General features: G+C 59.9%; 14 protein-coding genes and 2 tRNA genes. 3 read left to right on the top strand and 13 right to left on the bottom strand.

Features of this window, described 5'->3' with window-relative positions; all coding sequences use genetic code 11:
* Positions 1–172 precede the first annotated feature (172 nt).
* The 5 genes from AUP74_RS11010 to AUP74_RS10990 all read right to left on the bottom strand — a co-directional run bounded on the left by AUP74_RS11010 (position 173) and on the right by AUP74_RS10990 (position 5673).
* Positions 173–1810 (bottom strand): AMP-binding protein, encoded by a 1638-nt coding sequence (locus AUP74_RS11010; protein ID WP_069947608.1) that lies wholly within the window; start codon positions 1808–1810, stop codon positions 173–175.
* Positions 1811–1980: 170 nt separating this feature from the next.
* Positions 1981–2298 carry a hypothetical protein gene (locus tag AUP74_RS11005; RefSeq protein WP_069947607.1) on the bottom strand — a complete coding sequence of 106 codons (318 nt, stop codon included), beginning with the start codon at positions 2296–2298 and terminating at the stop codon, positions 1981–1983.
* Positions 2299–2412: 114 nt separating this feature from the next.
* The gene (locus AUP74_RS11000; RefSeq protein WP_069947606.1) at positions 2413–4206 is read right to left on the bottom strand and encodes an acyl-CoA dehydrogenase C-terminal domain-containing protein; all 1794 of its coding nucleotides are present in this window, start codon (positions 4204–4206) and stop codon (positions 2413–2415) included.
* A gap of 210 nt (positions 4207–4416) precedes the next feature.
* A complete protein-coding gene (locus AUP74_RS10995) occupies positions 4417–5469 on the bottom strand; it encodes an AraC family transcriptional regulator (protein ID WP_069947605.1) in 1053 nt (350 codons plus the stop codon).
* Positions 5470–5673 carry a hypothetical protein gene (locus AUP74_RS10990; protein ID WP_069947604.1) on the bottom strand — a complete coding sequence of 68 codons (204 nt, stop codon included), beginning with the start codon at positions 5671–5673 and terminating at the stop codon, positions 5470–5472.
* 144 nt (positions 5674–5817) lie between these two features.
* Between AUP74_RS10990 and AUP74_RS17505 the strand changes: the two genes are divergently transcribed.
* On the top strand, positions 5818–5940 hold the full coding sequence (locus AUP74_RS17505; RefSeq protein ID WP_257785514.1) for a hypothetical protein: 123 nt from the start codon (positions 5818–5820) through the stop codon (positions 5938–5940).
* Between the two features lie 49 nt (positions 5941–5989).
* Here the strand turns inward: AUP74_RS17505 and AUP74_RS10985 are convergent, their stop codons facing one another.
* The 8 genes from AUP74_RS10985 to AUP74_RS10950 form a co-directional block, all read right to left on the bottom strand.
* Positions 5990–7384 carry a class II fumarate hydratase gene (locus tag AUP74_RS10985; protein ID WP_069947603.1) on the bottom strand — a complete coding sequence of 465 codons (1395 nt, stop codon included), beginning with the start codon at positions 7382–7384 and terminating at the stop codon, positions 5990–5992.
* On the bottom strand, positions 7381–7995 hold the full coding sequence (locus AUP74_RS10980) for a hypothetical protein (protein WP_069947602.1): 615 nt from the start codon (positions 7993–7995) through the stop codon (positions 7381–7383). Before AUP74_RS10980 ends, AUP74_RS10985 begins: the two co-directional genes overlap by 4 nt.
* A 165-nt stretch (positions 7996–8160) precedes the next feature.
* Complete coding sequence (locus tag AUP74_RS10975) at positions 8161–8589, bottom strand: hypothetical protein (RefSeq protein ID WP_069948844.1); 429 nt, start codon at positions 8587–8589, stop codon at positions 8161–8163.
* A gap of 174 nt (positions 8590–8763) precedes the next feature.
* Positions 8764–10803, bottom strand: a complete 2040-nt coding sequence (ligA, locus tag AUP74_RS10970; protein WP_069947601.1) for an NAD-dependent DNA ligase LigA — start codon at positions 10801–10803, stop codon at positions 8764–8766.
* A gap of 86 nt (positions 10804–10889) precedes the next feature.
* The gene (zipA, locus tag AUP74_RS10965) at positions 10890–12011 is read right to left on the bottom strand and encodes a cell division protein ZipA (protein WP_069947600.1); all 1122 of its coding nucleotides are present in this window, start codon (positions 12009–12011) and stop codon (positions 10890–10892) included.
* Between the two features lie 25 nt (positions 12012–12036).
* A complete protein-coding gene (smc, locus tag AUP74_RS10960) occupies positions 12037–15540 on the bottom strand; it encodes a chromosome segregation protein SMC (protein WP_069947599.1) in 3504 nt (1167 codons plus the stop codon).
* Positions 15541–15665: 125 nt separating this feature from the next.
* Entirely contained in the window at positions 15666–16901 is a 1236-nt protein-coding gene (ccmI, locus tag AUP74_RS10955; protein ID WP_069947598.1) for a c-type cytochrome biogenesis protein CcmI, read from the bottom strand.
* Positions 16894–17424, bottom strand: coding sequence for a cytochrome c-type biogenesis protein (locus tag AUP74_RS10950; RefSeq protein WP_226999765.1), 531 nt, complete (start codon positions 17422–17424; stop codon positions 16894–16896). The genes ccmI and AUP74_RS10950 overlap by 8 nt, the downstream gene beginning before the upstream one ends.
* 178 nt (positions 17425–17602) lie before the next feature.
* Here AUP74_RS10950 and AUP74_RS10945 point away from each other — a divergent pair.
* Together AUP74_RS10945 and AUP74_RS10940 are read left to right on the top strand one after the other, a co-directional pair.
* Positions 17603–17678 (top strand) — tRNA-Val (locus AUP74_RS10945).
* Positions 17679–17725: 47 nt separating this feature from the next.
* A tRNA-Asp gene (locus tag AUP74_RS10940) sits at positions 17726–17802 on the top strand.
* Positions 17803–18005: the final 203 nt, after the last annotated feature.

The following is an 18005-nucleotide window of genomic DNA, read 5'->3' as shown; positions in this document are numbered from 1 at the left end:
CGTCATCGTGCCAGATAGTTATAGCGCAGCTGGCGACAAAACAAATGCAGAGCAGTGGTGCAAGGAGAGTGGTCGAGCGCCCGGCTGGCTTTCGCTTTAGTCTTACGCCCAGACATAAAAAAACCCCGCTGCTTCCAGCGGGGCTTTTTGATAACGGGAAAAATCAGCGGAATCAGGCGTTTTCCAGCGCCTCGATCTTTTTCATTTCCTCGTCACGAAGCTCGCGGCGCAGGATCTTGCCGACATTGGTCTTCGGCAGTTCATCACGGAACTCCACCTGCTTCGGAACCTTGTACGCGGTCATGTTATCGCGGCAGAAGGCGATCAACTCTTCCTCGGAGAGTGAGTCATCGGCCTTCACCACGAAGAGCTTCACCATCTCACCGCTCTTCTCGTCGGGAATACCGATGGCTGCGGCCTCGGTAACTTTGTCGTGGGCGCTGACCACGTCTTCAATTTCATTCGGGTACACGTTGAAACCGGAAACGATGATCATGTCTTTCTTGCGATCGACGATCTTGATGTAACCGTCGTCCTGAATCACGGCCATATCGCCGGTCTTCAGCCAGCCTTCACTGTCGATGGTCTCGGCAGTGGCCTCTTCGCGCTGCCAGTAGCCTTTCATCACCTGCGGGCCCCGCACGCACAATTCGCCCGGCGTATTGTTCGGCAGGTCATTGCCGTTTTCGTCGATGACCTTCACCTCGGTGGCCGGCACCGCCTTACCTACGGTACCCAGCTGCACCGCTTCCGCCGGGTTGAAAGACACCACTGGCGAGGTCTCGGTCATACCGTAACCCTCAGTAACCACGCAGCCGGTCATCTCTTCCCAGCGCTTGGCGGTGTCGCGGGTCAGCGCCATGCCGCCAGACGCGGTGGTGTGCAGCTTGCTGAAATCGAGCTCGGCGAAATCCGGGTTGCGCATCAGGCCGTTGAACAATGTGTTCAGGCCGACAAATCCGGTGAAGCGGATGCCCTTCAGCGTCTTCACGAACGCCGGAATATCGCGCGGGTTCGGAATCAGGATGGAGTGGTTGCCGGTGGCAAACAGGGACATGCAGTGAATAGTGAAGGCATAAATATGATAAAGCGGCAGAGGCGCGATATAGATCTCTTCGCCTTCCTTGATGGAGTCTCCCAGCGCTTCGCGTACCTGCTCCATATTGGCGACCAGGTTACGGTTGGTGAGCATGGCCCCTTTGGCCACGCCAGTTGTTCCGCCGGTGTACTGCAGCACAGCAACATCTTCCGGACTACGCTTCACGTCCTGGTGAGGCGCCTTGCCTCCCAGGCCCATGGCGTCGCGGAAATTGACCTGATTGCGGAAGGAAAACTCCGGAACCATCTTCTTGATGTATTTGGCAACACTGTTGATCAGGGTGCGTTTCAGGGGGCTGTGCAGATCGGCAATTTCACTGACGATCACTGTCTCTACCCCGGTCTCCTCGATCACCTGAGAGGCGGTATCGGCGATGTTTGCCAGCACGACCAACGCCTTGGCACCGGAGTCGTTGAGCTGGTGCTTCAGTTCCCGGCGCGTGTAAAGCGGATTGGTATTGACCACCACCAGGCCAGCGCGCATGGCACCGAATACAACAACCGGATACTGCAATACATTGGGCAATTGCACCGCAATGCGGTCGCCGGGTTTCAGGTTAGTGTGATTTTGCAGGTAGGAGGCAAAGCGGCCGCTCAGCTTATCGATATCGGATATAGATAGGGTATGTCCGAGACAAGTGAATGCCGGCCTGTCACCGAACTTGGCGCAGGCGTCTGAAAATACGTCAATGATGCTGCGGTCGAGGTCCAACTTTCTTCTCCCAATCCTGTTGTTGTTTTCTCTCAGTCCGTTTATAGCCGAATCCCGGCTCTACGGATCCGTTAATTATTGTTTATCTGCCGCCAGGCGTTTGACTGATTATGAATTCGCCCGACAACAATTGAAGCCTGTGTGCCGCTGGGGCGGCTGAATAATGGCCGTCAGGCCACCGGAAACAGATCCGCCAGTGCAGCCGCGAGATCCCGATCACCGGTGTAACAGAGATCCCCGAGCAGGAATGCATGGCGAGCACTCAGGGTACCGCCCAGGATGGCATCCAGGGTGCGTTCGGACATCTCCAGTACCACACGCGGGTCATCTGTCTGCCCGAACCGGGAAATCAACGGGCCATTCTCCCCACAGGGAGGCAAAATCACGTAGAAATCGCTGGCATCCGGCAGCCGGAACTGTACCCGAGTGAGTGGGTGCAAACAAGAGAGCCGCTGTAGGCGCTCAATGATGGGTTCCGGCAACTGCATACTGCGGTCCTACTACCAGAGCGAATTCAGCAAGCCCCATCCACGCGGCAGCGCGCAGGGGCTCGGCATAAAAAAACCGCCGGCTCGGCCGGCGGTTGCACCAGGTGCTCGGACTCAGAAGGCAAAGTGCTCTGCGTCCAGCTCCATCAGGTTTTCTACACCGCTCTTCATCGCGGCGGCGTGGGTCGCCGTGCGCGGGAGAATACGGTCGAAGTAGAAACGTGCAGTAGCAAGCTTGGCGCGGTAGAAGTCGGCATCGCCCTCGCCTGCCGCCAGCTTGTCATTGGCCACTTTCGCTGCACGGGCCCACAGGAAGCCCATGGCCACGTAGCCGGAGTACATCAGGTAGTCGACAGACGCCGCACCCACTTCGTCCGGGTTTTCCATCGCCTTGGCGCCAACGTGCATGGTGACGTCGCCCCACTCCTTGTTCAGCTCCTGCAGCTTGGTGACGAACGGCGCCAGCGCCTCCGTATCGACTTCCGCCTGACAGAACTTGTGAACCTGCTTGGTGAACTTGCGCAGCAGTTCGCCCTGGCTCATCAGTACCTTGCGGCCCAACAGATCCAGCGCCTGGATACCGGTGGTGCCCTCATAAATAGTGGAGATACGGGCGTCGCGTACGTTCTGCTCCATGCCCCACTCGGCGATATAGCCGTGGCCACCGAAACACTGCAGACCCAGGTTGGCAGACTCGAAACCGGTTTCTGTCAGGAAAGCCTTGGCGATCGGGGTCAGGAAAGCCAGCAGATCCTCCGCTTCTTTCTTTTCCTCGTCAGAACCCTTGTGAGTGCGGTCCACCTGTTGTGCGCAGAGCATAATCAGCATGCGACCACCCTCGGCAAAGGCCTTCTGGGTCAGCAGCATACGGCGTACGTCCGGGTGCACAATGATCGGGTCGGCGGCCCCTTCCGGATTCTTCGGGCCAGACAGGGAGCGCATCTGCAGGCGATCCTTGGCATAGGCCAGGGACTTCTGGAAACCCGCTTCAGCATGCGCCAGACCCTGCAGCGCAGTACCCAGGCGCGCAGTATTCATAAAGGTGAACATGCAGTTCAGGCCTTTGTTGGGCGGACCGATCAGGAAGCCCTTGGCACCGTCAAAATTCAGTACCGCAGTGGCGTTGCCGTGGATACCCATCTTGTGCTCAAGAGAGCCGCAGACCACGCCGTTGCGCTCGCCTGCAGAACCGTCTTCGTTCGGCAGGAACTTGGGTACGATGAACAGGGAGATACCCTTGGTGCCGGCCGGCGCATCCGGCAGGCGAGCCAGAACGATATGGACGATGTTTTCCGCCATGTCGTGCTCACCGGCGGAGATAAAGATCTTGGTACCGGTAATGGAATAGGAGCCATCAGCGTTCGGCTCGGCCTTGGAGCGCAGAATGCCCAGATCAGTACCGCAGTGCGGCTCGGTCAGACACATGGTGCCGGTCCAGGTACCCTCTACCAGCTTGGTCAGGTAGGTGGCCTTCTGCTCGTCGGTACCATGGGCCTCAAGGGTGTTCATGGCGCCGTGGGACAGGCCCGGGTACATACCCCAGGACCAGTTGGAGGTGCCCACCATTTCGCTCATGATGGTGCCCAGTGACGGCGGCAGGCCCTGACCACCGTGTTCGGGGTTGTGAGCCAGCGACGGCCAGCCCGCCTCCACGAACTGCTGGTAAGCCTCTTTAAAGCCTTCGGGTGTGGTGACCTCACCGTCCTTCCAGGTACAGCCCTGCTGGTCACCCACCGCGTTCAGCGGGGCCAGGACGTTTTCACAGAACTTGGCACCCTCTTCCAGGATGGCGTCGACCAGGTCAGGAGAGGCTTCGTCGTATCCCAGGGAGGCGTAGTGCTGGTCCCAGTCCAGCAGCTCGCGCATGGTAAAACGCATGTCGCGCAGTGGAATCTTGATGTCGGTCATCCTGCTACCCTCAGTTCGCTGTTTGATCCCTGACCTGACTGAAACCGCCCGGTCAGTTTTGTGACTAGTATCTAGGTTTCGTTCATCATAGTAGTAACGGACAAATTTGCTCTATGGCGAAATCCGTCCAAAGCAATGACAAATCGGGGCGTGATCGGGTGGTTGCACAGACAGTGAACAGAGCCGCCAAAAAGCGGCCAATAACAGGATTTAGCCCGCCTTGCGGCTCCGGTATTCCCCCGGCGTAATGCCGGTCCATTTCTTGAACGCACGGAAAAACGCGCTGGACTCGTCGAAACCGAGCATTTCCGCAATCTGGGCGTTGGAAAGATCCGGGCAGCTCAGATAGTGGAAAGCGGCCTCCATGCGGCACTCGTCCTTCAACTTCTGGTAGGAAGTACCTTCCTGCTGCAGGCGCCGGCGCAGAGTCGTGACCGACATGTTTAACCGCTCTGCCACCAGCTCCGCCGCCGGCATGGACTCACTGACATCCCGGTTGAGGATGGTTTTCACTTTGGTCTTGATACTGTTGGCGCTGCCATCACTGATCACCAGGTGGTAGGGCGCGGTGCGGATAAAGTCTTCGACCGTCTGCGGGCTTTGCACGACCGGATAGTCGAGGTAGCGACTGTCATATTCCAGCGCGTTGCAGGACTGCTCGAACAGCAGTTCACCCGCTTCACTCTGCGCCAGGGTCTGGAACTCTTCCGGGCAGGGAAAAGAGAAGTGCAGCCGCGCCAGCGGGATTTCACGGCCCACCAGCCAGCAATAGAAGCGGTGCCAGACAGCCAGTGTGGTGCGGATAATACTGGGCGTGGTATCGGCGATCAGGTGCTCGAACTCGCCCTCTTCCAGTGAGCTGATGCCGCGAATCGCCACCCGCTCGCGGCTTTCGCCAGCGGACTCAAGAACCGGCTTTACCTTGAAACCGCGGCAGATCTCCATGAATTCGGCGCTCAGCGTAATCGCCTGCCTCACCGTCGCACAGTTCACTACCGTCAGGCACAGCAGGCGGAAGGAGCCTGAGCGCACCCGGCCGCCGCTCAGCATGCCGAACCACTCATCCTGCACCTGCCACATGACGCGCTGGTAAAGCCGTCCGTACTTGAGCGCGGAGAAAGCCGCGGCACCGACCAGTTCATCTTCACTGATATCCACTGCAGCGAGCAATTCTTCCCGGCGACAGCCGTGTCTCGCAGCCTCATCGAGCAACCGCTCGAGGTAGGCAATGGGGATACGAATATCCTTATCCGGCTCGCCCATTTACTTCTTGCGTCCGCGCAGCCAGTTCAACAGGGCACCGAAGCCCAGAGCGGCAGTAATAATGACCGCGAGGAAGATCAGTAATAGCACCAGGTAGGAAAGCACATCCCGGACCGGCAGGTCCCAGCTCCAGATCGCAGCAGCTACGAAAGCAACACAGGCGAGCACACTGGTCACAAACGAACGTCGACTTTTCTTTGCCATGATCTCGCCCCAATACCGGATTAAACGTGAACACTTGGTCGCCAATCAGTCGCGACACTAGACTCGGAGTATCGAGGAAGATACCCGTGCGGCGCGGAATCGTGATGCATCGACCATCCACTGTCAACGCCGGGGGAGGTAAGCATGAGCAAGAGACTCCTGTACCGCAGCGAAGATCGACTTGCGTTGCGCCGCCTCTTTCGCGTGCTGGAAGTCCTCGCAGCCGTGATTGCCGCCATCATTGTCGGCCTTCTGGTACTGACCTAACTTCGTCAGCTGCTACTCAGAATGCTTTGCGAAGAAGGATCCCAATCCCCTATTCCTGATCTTTGATCAGCCCCCCGATAGCCAGACGCGCGGGATCCAGTAGTGTTTTCAACCTGTCTTCGCCCAGGTCTGTCATTTCCTTCGCCACCTCCAGCACGGGTCGGCCTGTACGGTACGCTTCCTTCGCAATCTCAGCCGCTTTCGCATAGCCGATCACCGGATTGAGTGACGTCACCAGTATCGGATTACGGGACAGTGCCCGCTCGATATTACCCTCATTGACCGTAAATGGTGTGACCGCCTTATCCGCCAATAGCCGCGCGCTGTTGGCCAGCAGCCCAATACTTTCGAGAAGCGTGTGGGCTATCAACGGCAGCATCACGTTAAGCTGGAAGTTGCCGCTCTGCCCTGCCACGCCGATGGTTACATCATTGCCCATCACCCGAGCGGATACCATCGCCACGGCCTCGGCGATCACCGGGTTCACCTTGCCCGGCATGATACTGCTGCCCGGCTGCAGAGCCTGTAGTTCGATTTCACCGAGTCCCGCCAGTGGTCCGCTGTTCATCCAACGCAGATCATTGGCGATTTTCATCATAGCCACGGCCAGCACCCGCAGCTGCCCGGAGAGTTCCACCGCGGTATCCTGACTGGCAATCGCGGCCAGATGATTGTCTGCAGGAGCAAACTGATGCGTCGAATTAGCACTCAGTTTCTGCGCGAAGAGGGAAGCAAACTCCGGGTGGGCATTCAGTCCCGTGCCGATCGCGGTTCCGCCCTGGGCCAGCTGCGCGAGCCTCGGCAGTGCGCCGCGAATTCTCTCCCTGCAGTGCTCGACCTGTGCAGCCCAGGCCCCGATTTCCTGCGACATGGTGAGTGGCAGAGCATCCATCAGATGGGTGCGGCCGGTCTTGACCACGCCCTCGACAGACACCGCCTTCTCGTCCAGCGCACTGTGCAGATGACGCAAGGCAGGCAACAGGGCATCGCGCACGGCCAGCAGCGCCGAGACATGTATCGCACTGGGGATCACGTCATTACTGCTCTGGCCCATATTGACGTGATCGTTGGGGCTGATGTTTAAACCGCTGTCGCGCCGGGCGATGTGGGCGAGCACCTCATTGACATTCATATTGGTGCTGGTTCCCGAGCCAGTCTGGTACACATCCACCGGGAACTGCCTCAAGTAATCCTCTTCCGAGAGACTATTACAGGCATCGACAATCGCCGCGGTCATCTCCTCGGACAGCAGCCCAAGGTCACAATTGGCCTGCGCAGCGGACTTCTTGATCAGCACTACGGCTTGGATAAATTCAACCGGCAGAGCCTGCCCACTGATCGGGAAGTTGTCGATGGCCCGCTGTGTCTGCGCACCGTAAAGTGCGGACTCGGGGACCCGGACCTCGCCGAGGCTATCCTTTTCCGTTCTAAATTTTTCGTTCATATCTCCAGCGAACCGTATTCAAAAAAGAAATAAAAAATCTGGAAGACAACACCCGTTACAAGGAATACCCCATGGTACACCCTGTTTCTTGTGGCGATTGCGATCAGGCTACCGGTAAAAAAGAACAGGTTACGGCATACGTACAAGCTGCCCAAAGCGATCAGGTACTGCCCGCCTTTCAGTAGGGTATCACCGAAATCAATCACGAAGACCAGCGCCAGTACGGCGAAAAACCACTTTCTCCGCAGGTAAAAAAGCTCAGTGTAATTTTTCGGAGCCGAACTCTTTTCCGGAAACAGGAAGGCGCAGAGCAGATAGAGCAATAGTGCGTAGGTGATCAGGTACAGGTAAGTACCCAGGCCTATCTCACCGGTTTTCGTGAATCGAAACTCCCACCACCAGAACTGAAGCAGGTAAAGCAGGACAAAAGCCACCCAACCGAGGTGGATCCAATACACCCGGTCGTCTCTCGGCTCCTCAACGATACGCGCCAGGTTACGCAGGAGATGCGTCAACCCCAACCCCACCACGATGCCGAGGATCACCCGGATATGGGTATAGAGTGCGACGTACGTGGCAGCGCCGGCATCGAGAGCAGGGGCTGAGTCCAAGCGATTCTGATCCTCAAGCTATCGGGAAAGGGACAAGACGGCTGGCAGCCGGAGACCGCTTAAGCATAGCAGGTGGGAAATTGCGCCTTTGAGCGCTGGATTCCACCGTCGATGGACGATGCCCGACGACAGCGAGAAGATAGCAACGTGAGAAGCGGGCAGCGCTTAGATGCTGACCCGCCCTTCCTGGGTCCATTCACAGCGGACCTGCATGTCTCCACTGCCCGGCTCGTGGTAGAGGCCCGGCGCTTCCCAGGTAAAGGAATGGGTTCCGGAAAGTTCTGTCTCCAGATGTACAGTGGCCGACACCCAGTACATTTTATGCAGCAGTTCCTCGAACTTCTCGATCCAGTGACGCCACTCGTACTCCACTGCACGATAGGAAGCACCAAAGTGGATCACATCGGTCTGGTACTGCGACTGCTTGACCTTGATGGTAGGAATAGAAAACATATCGCGGCAGAGAAAAGGCCACTCATCGGCACTGGGGAGCGAGAGCACGGCCTCGCGATTGACACGCCGGCGATCGGCACCGCCAGCGAGGCTGTTACTGTCTTTAATACAGCCGTAGACAATGGATTCCTGATCGCCCACCTGTTCCTTCCTCAGCACCGCGCGACCGAACAAAAAATGTCCGACCAAAATTCTCAGGAGCATCCACTTTAACGGTGGAGCGAGAATAAAGCTACAACCGCCTTCGCACAGTGGAAAAATTTTCGTCGGGCGCCGCGCAATCGACAACGCGGCACCCTACAGCTGAAACCAACCTTAGATTTCAACCCCGTTTTCACGCAGGAAATCCAGGAACTGGTCCTCATCCATCACAGAGATATCCAGTTCCCGCGCCTTGTTCAGTTTTGAACCCGCTCCCGGACCGGCCACTACCATGTCTGTATTTGCAGAAACGCTGCCTGCCACTTTGGCACCCAGCCGTTGCAGGTAGTCCTTGCCCTCGCTGCGCGACAGGGTTTCCAGCTTACCGGTCAGCACCCAGGTCTGCCCGGCCAGCGGCTGCGCTTCGCCGCCGGTCTCCTCGGGGAACCAGTGTACGCCGGCCTGACGCAACGCCTCGATTTCCTCCTGAGCATGCGTCTGCTGGAAAAATTCGGCAACGAAGTGTGCCACTACCGGCCCAACATCCTCGACCTCCTGCAAGTCCTCTTCACTGGCCTGCATCAGTGGCCCCAGGTCACCAAAATGGCGGGCCAGATTGCGCGCGGTGGCCTCGCCAACCTCACGAATGCCCAGCGCATAGAGGAATTTCGGTAAAGTGGTGTCCTTGCTCCGCTCCAGCGCGTCGAGCAGGTTCTGAGCTGACTTTTCCCCCATTCGCTCCAGCCCGGCCACCTGCTCTTTTGTCAGGTGAAACAGGCCCGAAACAGAATGCAGCAACCCCTCATCCACCAGCTGGTCGACGAGCTTGTCACCGAGACCATCAACATCCATTGCCTTGCGGGATGCAAAGTGTTTGATGGCCTGCTTGCGCTGCGCGCTGCAGATCAGGCCACCGGAACAGCGGGCGACGGCCTCGCCGGGCGTAGACTCCACCGGTGAGCCACAGACCGGGCAGTGATCGGGAAACACAATATCGCGGGCATCGGCCCGACGCTTGCTCTCGACCACCGAGACCACCTGGGGAATCACGTCCCCGGCCCTGCGGACCACGACGGTATCGCCGATCTTTACACCCAGGCGTTTGATTTCATCGCGGTTGTGCAACGTCGCATTGGAAACGGTAACGCCGCCGACGAACACGGGCTTCAATCGGGCCACGGGGGTCACTGCACCCGTGCGACCTACCTGAAATTCCACATCCAGCAGCTCCGTCATCTCTTCCTGGGCGGGAAACTTGTAAGCCATGGCCCATCGCGGTGCGCGGGCGACAAAACCCAATCGCCGCTGCAGCGGTATGCTGTTCACCTTGAACACGATACCGTCGATATCGTAAGGGAGTCCCTCCCGCTTCTCACCCAGTTGCCGGTGATATTCGATACACGCATCAATATCCTCGGCGACCAGCATTTCCTTGTTGATGCGAAAGCCCCAGCGATTCAACTGCTTGAGAACTTCCGTATGCCGCTCTGGCAGCTCTGCCCCTTCTACCTGCCCTACGCCGTATGCGCAGAGCTCAAGTGGCCGCTGTGCAGTTACGCGAGAATCCAGCTGCCGCAGGCTGCCCGCCGCCGCATTGCGCGGATTGACGAAAATTTTCTCACCGTCTTTGCGGGCCTTTTCGTTCAATTCGGCAAAGCCCGCCTTGGGCATGTAGATCTCGCCGCGCACCTCCAGCACCTGCGGCACATCTTTTTCGCGCAGGCGCAGGGGTACCGAGCCGATCGTGCGCACATTCTGAGTAATGTCTTCACCGGTGGTACCGTCGCCGCGAGTCGCTGCCCGCTCCAGCACCCCATCGCGGTAAAGCAGGCTGATGGCAATACCATCGAGCTTCGGTTCACAGGCGTACTCCACCGCATCCGGGCTGTTGAGCCTGTCGCGTACACGACGATCGAACTCGCGCAGCTCGTCATCGTCGAAAGCATTGTCGAGAGAGAGCATTGGGACCTGGTGGCGAACCTCGGCGAATTCCGTCAGTGGTGCCGCGCCGACACGTTGGGTCGGGGAATCCGGAGAAACGAGTTCGGGGTACTCCGCTTCCAGCTCCTGCAGCTCGCGGATGCGACGGTCATACTCAACATCTGGCAGCTCCGGCGCATCCAGAACATAGTACTGATAGTTGGCCCGCTGCAGGATGTCGTGCAGCTCCTGAGCGCGCTCGCGCTTTTCTACGGGGACTTTGTTATCGGTCATCGTGTCTCAGTAAAAACAAGGAATTTGGCGGGGATTCCCGGCCCGACGGGAACTGGGCCGGCAGCAACCAAGGGGCGGAAATCGCCTCAGGCAAGGGCCCGGGCGAGCGCCTTGCGACGGCGGAACTCGACGACGCGCTGGCGATAGTGCTCTGCAGTCTGTGCCGTGAAGACACTGCGATTTTCATCCTTGAGCTCTCCGCCGAGCTGTGTGGCAATTTCACGGGATACCGACAGCATCAACTCGAAAGCCTGGATCGCCTCCATCTCCACCGGCAGCGCCAGGAACAGGCTGACCCCCGGGGTCGTGAAATCCTCCATCTGGCCCAGGTCGAACACGCCCGGCACCACCATATTGGCGAGGCTGAACACTACCGGGCCGTCGTCACTGCCCTCTTCGTGGTAGTGGAAAATATTCATTTCCCCGAAACGCAGGCCGGAAGAGAGCAGGACCCGAAGCAGGTCGTTGCCCTCAAAGTGATCCCCCTCCGGCGCCATGATGTTGATGATCAACACTTCCTCGACGTGGCTGCGCTCGCGACGGGTGGTTTTCGGTTTAGTCCGAGGCTCTACACTTGGACGGCTCTCCGGCGCCGGTGACTCCGCTTTCACTGGCTGCGGGCGCGGCTCCTGCGCTTCGAGAGGATTCTCTTTCATAACGGCTGCCGCCTCCGGGGAATCTTCAGCGACCGGAGTGGCCTCCAGTGCGCCCAGGCTCGCGGATTCATCCAGCTCCGGCTCACGGCGATGCTCCTCTGCGGGAACAGAGTCCATCAGCGTCGGCACCTGATCATCCAGGTTGAGGGGCACCTGCTCTGGTGCCTCACGCTCAGGTCGGCTCCCCGCCAGGGGCTTGCGGGAGGACTGGAAGCTCTCCTGTACCTGTCGATTCACATTAAACGCCTCCTCCAGGGCCCGGCGCTGAACAACCCGCACACTTCCGGGCAGCTCAGCCGCGATCTGTCGCCGCTTTTCTTCCTCTTCCGGATCACAGAAATCGTCTTCTTCCGGTTCGACCTTTGTCGATTCGACTTTCCGCGGCGGCGACAGTACATCTTCGTCATCGCCGTATGCGTCTCGACGCATGGCGCGGGACAAGTTGTCGGACTCCCGCAAGGATGCACGGTGGCGCAGGTAAGCCCTGCGTACGCCGTCCAGCACTGCCAGCAGCAGAATCAGAGCCAGTATTGTGATCAGCCAGTTGCCCATGATCGCGTCTCTCCCTTACGCGTCCTCAAGCCGAAGCCAGCTCGGCGGCCTCTTCCACATTCACGGACACCAGTCGGGATACACCCGGCTCGTGCATGGTGACCCCCAGCAACTGGTCCGCCATCTCCATAGCGATCTTGTTGTGGGTGATGTAAATGAACTGCACGTGCTGGGACATTTCCTGCACCATGCGCGCATAGCGACCCACGTTGGCGTCGTCCAGCGGCGCATCCACCTCGTCCAGCATACAGAACGGCGCCGGATTCAGGCGGAAGATGGAAAATACCAGTGCAATCGCGGTCAGTGCCTTTTCCCCACCGGATAACAGGTGGATGGTACTGTTTCGCTTGCCCGGGGGCCGGGCCATGATCGCAATACCGGTATCCAGCAGGTCTTCGCCGGTGAGCTCGAGATAGGCGTGGCCGCCGCCGAAGACTTTCGGGAACAGCTCCTGCAAGCCAGAGTTCACCTGGTCAAAAGTCTCTTTGAAGCGGGTGCGGGTCTCGCGGTCGATTTTCTTGATCGCATTTTCCAGGGTTTCCAGCGCGTCAGTCAGGTCACCGTACTGGCGATCCAGATAATGCTTGCGCTCGGATTCCTGCTTGTATTCATCGATAGCAGCCAGGTTGATGGCACCGAGACGGGAAATCCGCGCGGCCACCAACTCGAGGTTTTCCTGCACCTGGCCGATTGTCAGGTCGTCTGGCAGCTCCTCGAGCACCTGATCCACGTCGTGGTCGCTCTCGTTGAGCTGCTCCACGAGGCCATTGCGCTGCACTTCCAGGGTCTGGGCAGACAGGCGCTCCTGCTCCAGCTGGGCACGTACGCCCTGCAGGGCGGACTCCACTTTGTGCCGTTCCTGCTCCTGTTCACGCAGGCCAGTCTCGACTTCTTCCAGCTTCTTGCGCGCGTCTGCCAGCTCCGCTTCCACGTCGAGACGGTTGGCCAGCTTTTCCTCCAGCTCGGCCTGATAGTCCTGCGAGGGGTCCTGGGCTTCGGCCATCTGCTCCTGTAGCAGTTCGCGGCGGCTACGCAGGCGCTCCACCTGTTCCCGCATGACCTGCAGGGTGCGCTCCAGGGAGATCTTCTGAGTACGAACCGACTGTTCACGCATGGCCAGTTCGTGGGCGCGATCCTTGTCCTCGCGGGCGCGCTGACGGGCTGCATCGAGGGCTTCCCGCAATTCGTCGCGACTGGCCAGCAGGTCCTCACGGCGATCGGTGTCCTCGCTCATCGCCTCCACTGCTTCCTGCAGCAACAGGCGGGCCTCAGAAAGGGACTCCCCCTCAAGCTCCAGCTGTTCGCGAACCTCGGTCAGTTCCTGTTCGACACGGGTGCGGCGCTCGCTCATCTGTTCGGCGCGGGCGCGACGAGCAGACAGCTGGCTGCGCAGTTCCGCCTCGCGGCGGCTGAACTGCTCTACTTCGCTGCGGGCCTGCTCGATCGCCTCGTCGAGTTCCGCCAGCTTGCTGCGAACGTCCTCGCGCTCGGCGGCGAGCTTCTCGATCTGCTCCTCGCAGGAGGCGATGGCCTGCTCCAGCTCCTCCAGCTCCTGCTTGCGGGCCAGTACGCCGGACTCTGCATCGCTGGCGCGGCTCACACGCAGCCAGTTCGGACCCAGCCACAGACCGTCGCGGGTGACGATCGATTCGTGGGCTTTCAGCTGACTGCGCACGGCCAGTGCCGCGTTCAGGTCTTCGGCGGTATGGATCCCCGAGAGGACGCCGGCGAGAGCCGCAGGCCCCTCCACCACGTCTGCCAGCTTGGGCAAGCTACCGGTTTCCGAGGGGCTGATCGCGCCGCTGTCGATAAATACCGCCTGACCGCTCTCAAGGCCGGCAAGGCTTTCGGACAGGCTGTCGAGCTGCTCTACACAAATTGCCTGGAGCTGGGCGCCAAGCACGGTTTCCACCGCCTTTTCCCAGCCTGCGCTGGCTGTGATCTGGTCGGCCAGACGCGGCTTGTCCGCTAGCGCCTGTTGCTGCAGCCAGTTTTCCACGGCTTTGCCCTGCCCCAGCGCCGCCTGTTGCAGCGCCTCGAGGGACGCCTGGCGACCACGGGAGGTCTGCAGCTCGAGCCGCAGCTGGTCCAGTTCACCGCCGAGATCACGGTCGCGCGAGCGCAACTCACTCAGCTGTTCATTCTTCTCGGCAACGGACTCGCGGCGCTCCAGCGCCTGCAATTCCAGCTCCGCCAGCTGCTCACTGAGCTGCTCGGACTCACTGTCGTCACCACTGTCCTGCAGGCCGGACTGCTCCGCCTGCAATTTATTGATGCGCTCCTGCAGACGCTGGCGGGAGGTCTCCAGGTGCTGGATCCGGGACTGCTGGACTTCTGCCTTCTGGCGGGAGCCGGATGCGCCCTGGTTGAACTGGTCCCACTCGTTTTGCCACTCGCGCATCTGCTCTTCGGCAGCCAGCAGGGCCTCGGCGGACTCCTCCTCCGCGGCCTGGACCATCTCCAGGTCCGGCAGGATAACTTCCAGCTCCGCCTCAAACTGTTCGGCCTTTTCGCGATCTGTCTCGAGGCCGGTTTCCGCCTCGCGGAACTCGTGCTCGGTCTGCTGCAGGTCCGACTGCAATCGGGTGTTGCGCTCACGGGCGTGGGCGATGCTCTGTTCGATACGGGCGATATCGGCCCCCACCGCATAGAAACGCCCCTGCACCTCGTTGAAGCTGTCAGAGAGCTCGTGATAGCCGACCCGTTTCTGCTCGATCTCGGTGTCACAGGTAACCTGACGGGTCACCAGCTCTTCCACAGTGAGCTCCAGTTCGCCGATCTGCTGCTCTTTTGATTTGGCCTGCTCGTTCAGGTCGCGGTACTTCAGCGCCTGCAGATGTGCCTTGTGCGAGCGTTCCTCTTCCTTGAAACGGCTGTATTTCTCCGCTGCAGCGGCCTGGCGCTCGAGGCGCGCAAGCTGGCGATCCAGCTCATCGCGGATATCCGTCAGGCGCTCCAGGTTCTCCTTGGTACGGCGCATGCGGTTTTCGGTATCGCGGCGGCGCTCCTTGTACTTGGAGATACCGGCAGCCTCTTCGATGTAGACCCGCAGATCCTCGGGCTTGGCTTCGATCAGCTTGGAGATCATGCCCTGCTCGATGATGGCGTAACTACGTGGGCCCAGACCGGTACCCAGGAACAGGTCGGTCACATCCCGGCGGCGGCACTTCTCGCCGTTGAGGAAATAGGTATTCTGTCCGTCGCGGGTCACGCGGCGCTTGACGGAAATTTCGGAGAATGCGGCGTAGGCGCCGGTCAGCTTGCCCTCGGAGTTGTCGAATACCAGTTCGATGGAGGCCTGACCCACCGGCTTACGGCCGCTGGAACCGTTGAAGATCACATCGGTCATGGAGTCGCCGCGCAGGTTTTTCGCGGACGATTCCCCCATTACCCAGCGCACGGCATCGATGGTATTGGACTTGCCACAGCCGTTGGGACCTACCACGGCACTGAGGTTGGAGGGGAAATGGACAGTGGTCGGGTCAACGAAGGATTTGAAACCCGCAAGCTTGATGCACTTCAGACGCATGAATTCTGTAACTCGGTATTTGTTTTATGCCGGCGAGCTGTGGCCACACCAAAGGCTGATTGTACATGGGGGCGCCGGTGGTTTCAGCGCAAATTTACCGCCGGCAGTGGGGGGCTCATACCCCGCTACAGCTCTCGATCGATACGGATGGTCTGCGGCTCTCCCCACCGCGCCTCCGGCAAGATCTCAATGGTGCCCTGCCAGTCTCCCGGTGCCGGGCGCGCATCTCCGTGCAGCGCCAGGCGGGCCACCAGCTGGACTGAATCCACTGTAGCCAGTGAGCGACCGGGCATCATCGCCCGGGACTCGTCCAGTACCACCTCGGTCGGCAGCTGACCCGCCTGCAGACGAACGATCGCCAGTGGCATCGGACTCTCCGCAGAGCGGGCGTAGACAAATACCGGGGTTTCCGCAGCCGCAGTCACGTCATCTGCCAGACTGACGCTGACCCGGATGACCGGGCCGGAATCGCCAGCCGCAACCGCTGTCGCTACAGCTTCTGTATCAGCCCCGTCACCGCTCTCGGCCAGCGCGCGCTCAGCCCGGGCGACCCCAGCCGCCAGAGCCTGCGCCGCCATGGAGTCCGGGCTCAACTGACTCAGTGCCCGACGCCAGTAATCGCGAGCCGCGCGGTAGTCCCGATCTTCAAAAGCTGCAATTCCGGCCAAACCCAGCGCTGTGCCGTTGTTAGGCTGCACCGCAAGGGCTTCACTCACCAGCTGACGCACCTCATCGGTGACCTTTGAGCCCGCCGTAAAGAACACCGCCTGGGCCAGCTGCGCCTTGACGTCCGCGGCCCGGGGCTCGCGCTCGGCGACGTAACGGTAGGCCGCGACAGCGCCGGGCAGATCACCGGATGCCATCAGGCGCTGGGCCAGCACAAAGCGGCTGGTCAGGTCGTCCGGGTTCTCTTTGGTCCAAGCCTGCAACTGCTCGGTCAGCTGCTTTTCACCTGCAGCATCAACTCCGCCCTGCTGGCTCTGCATCAGCTTCCGGTGCAACTGCAGGCCCTGGTAATGCCCCGAGGCAAGGTAAAGTCCTGCCGCTGCCAGCGGCAGGATCACCGCCAGGCCAATCAGTAATCCCCGCCCGCTGGCGTGACCGACTGCCCGGCCAGAGTTTTTTTCGGCAGCCAGCAGATTGCGGGCCATGTCCGCCTCCAGTTCCTCGAACTGGGACTGATCGATGGCACCAGTCGCCAGGGAGGCCTCCAGCTCCGCACGCTGCTCCCGGTAGAGCGTGGCGAGCGCCTGGCGCTTATCACCACTTCGAGCGGTACCGGCCCCGCGAACCGCAGGCCAGAGAACAACAAATACCAGCACCAGTGCCAGCAGGGCCAAACCGAGCCAGAGTTCAGTCATCGCGATTTTTCTCACTTTCGTTCAGATCGTCGGTATCCGTCCCCAGCAATTGCTGGAGCCGCCGACGCTCATCATCCGTCAGCCCGGGATTGGCCTCCTCCTGTGCAGCTCCCCGCCCACTGCGCGAGCGCACCACAATCACCACCAGGGCCAGCAGGCCTAGCGCCGCAAAGACGCCCGGAGCCAACCAGAGCGCTACCGTGTTGCGCTGCAGCGGGGGCCGGTACAGGACGAAATCCCCGTACCTGGCAACCATGTATTCAGTAATCTCCGCATCACTGAACCCCTCCTCCAGTAACCGGCGAATCTCCCGTCGCAGGTCATTGGCCACCGGTGAATCGGATCCCGCCAGGTTCTGGTTCTGACACTTCGGACAGCGCATCTCCTCGATCAAGACCTTGTAGCGCGCTTCCAACTCGGGCGACGACAGGGGCTCGGCATCGACGGCAGCGCCGGCTGACACAGCGAGACACAGCGCAAAGAGCGCCGCGGCGAAATGGGCGGACCAGCGAATCGGTCTCAAGGGGACCTCCCTCTCAGGGATTGCGATGGAAATTTGCGCGATTATAGCAGTGCCGCAGCGACCGTCCCATGCCTGCGTAAAACTGGAAAGCCGCGCAAGCCTTTGAAAGACAAAAATTTTTTCACACAAGGCGTTGACGCGCCGGAAAATTTCATTACTATACGCAGCTCCTGACGCGGGGTGGTTAGCTCAGTTGGGAGAGCGACGGCCTTACAAGCCGTAGGTCACAGGTTCGACCCCTGTACCACCCACCACTTCCCCTCACCTGCCTGGCAGGTTAAAGCGGGGAAGCAAGGAATGCGGACCGGTAGTTCAGTTGGTTAGAATGCCGGCCTGTCACGCCGGAGGTCGCGGGTTCGAGTCCCGTCCGGTCCGCCATATACGAAAAAGCCCTACTCGCAAGAGTGGGGCTTTTTCGTATATGGGTGATCGGCGTGAAAGTACCCTAGTTCGACAAAATTGCCGGGAGCAATTTTGGACGCCGTAGCGCAGCGAAGGCGCCCGCAGGGTGGGCGCCACGAATGGCGCCCATCAGTCCCGCCCCGAACCCACCCCTGTACCTGCCACTTTCAGCACGAAAG

This window comes from Microbulbifer aggregans, assembly GCF_001750105.1.
GTDB classification, from domain to species: Bacteria; Pseudomonadota; Gammaproteobacteria; order Pseudomonadales; family Cellvibrionaceae; genus Microbulbifer; species Microbulbifer aggregans.
This window is presented reverse-complemented; position numbering and strand designations above follow the sequence as displayed.

What these genes read in the sequence shown, in the direction of transcription:
- AUP74_RS10995 (WP_069947605.1), bottom strand. Translation starts at nt 5,469, where the DNA reads ATGGGCGAGCCGGATAAGGATATTCGTATCCCCATTGCCTACCTCGAG.
- AUP74_RS17505 (WP_257785514.1), top strand. Translation starts at nt 5,818, where the DNA reads ATGAGCAAGAGACTCCTGTACCGCAGCGAAGATCGACTTGCGTTGCGC.
- AUP74_RS10985 (WP_069947603.1), bottom strand. Translation starts at nt 7,384, where the DNA reads ATGAACGAAAAATTTAGAACGGAAAAGGATAGCCTCGGCGAGGTCCGG.
- ccmI (WP_069947598.1), bottom strand. Translation starts at nt 16,901, where the DNA reads ATGACTGAACTCTGGCTCGGTTTGGCCCTGCTGGCACTGGTGCTGGTA.
- smc (WP_069947599.1), bottom strand. Translation starts at nt 15,540, where the DNA reads ATGCGTCTGAAGTGCATCAAGCTTGCGGGTTTCAAATCCTTCGTTGAC.
- AUP74_RS11005 (WP_069947607.1), bottom strand. Translation starts at nt 2,298, where the DNA reads ATGCAGTTGCCGGAACCCATCATTGAGCGCCTACAGCGGCTCTCTTGT.
- ligA (WP_069947601.1), bottom strand. Translation starts at nt 10,803, where the DNA reads ATGACCGATAACAAAGTCCCCGTAGAAAAGCGCGAGCGCGCTCAGGAG.
- zipA (WP_069947600.1), bottom strand. Translation starts at nt 12,011, where the DNA reads ATGGGCAACTGGCTGATCACAATACTGGCTCTGATTCTGCTGCTGGCA.
- AUP74_RS11000 (WP_069947606.1), bottom strand. Translation starts at nt 4,206, where the DNA reads ATGACCGACATCAAGATTCCACTGCGCGACATGCGTTTTACCATGCGC.
- AUP74_RS10990 (WP_069947604.1), bottom strand. Translation starts at nt 5,673, where the DNA reads ATGGCAAAGAAAAGTCGACGTTCGTTTGTGACCAGTGTGCTCGCCTGT.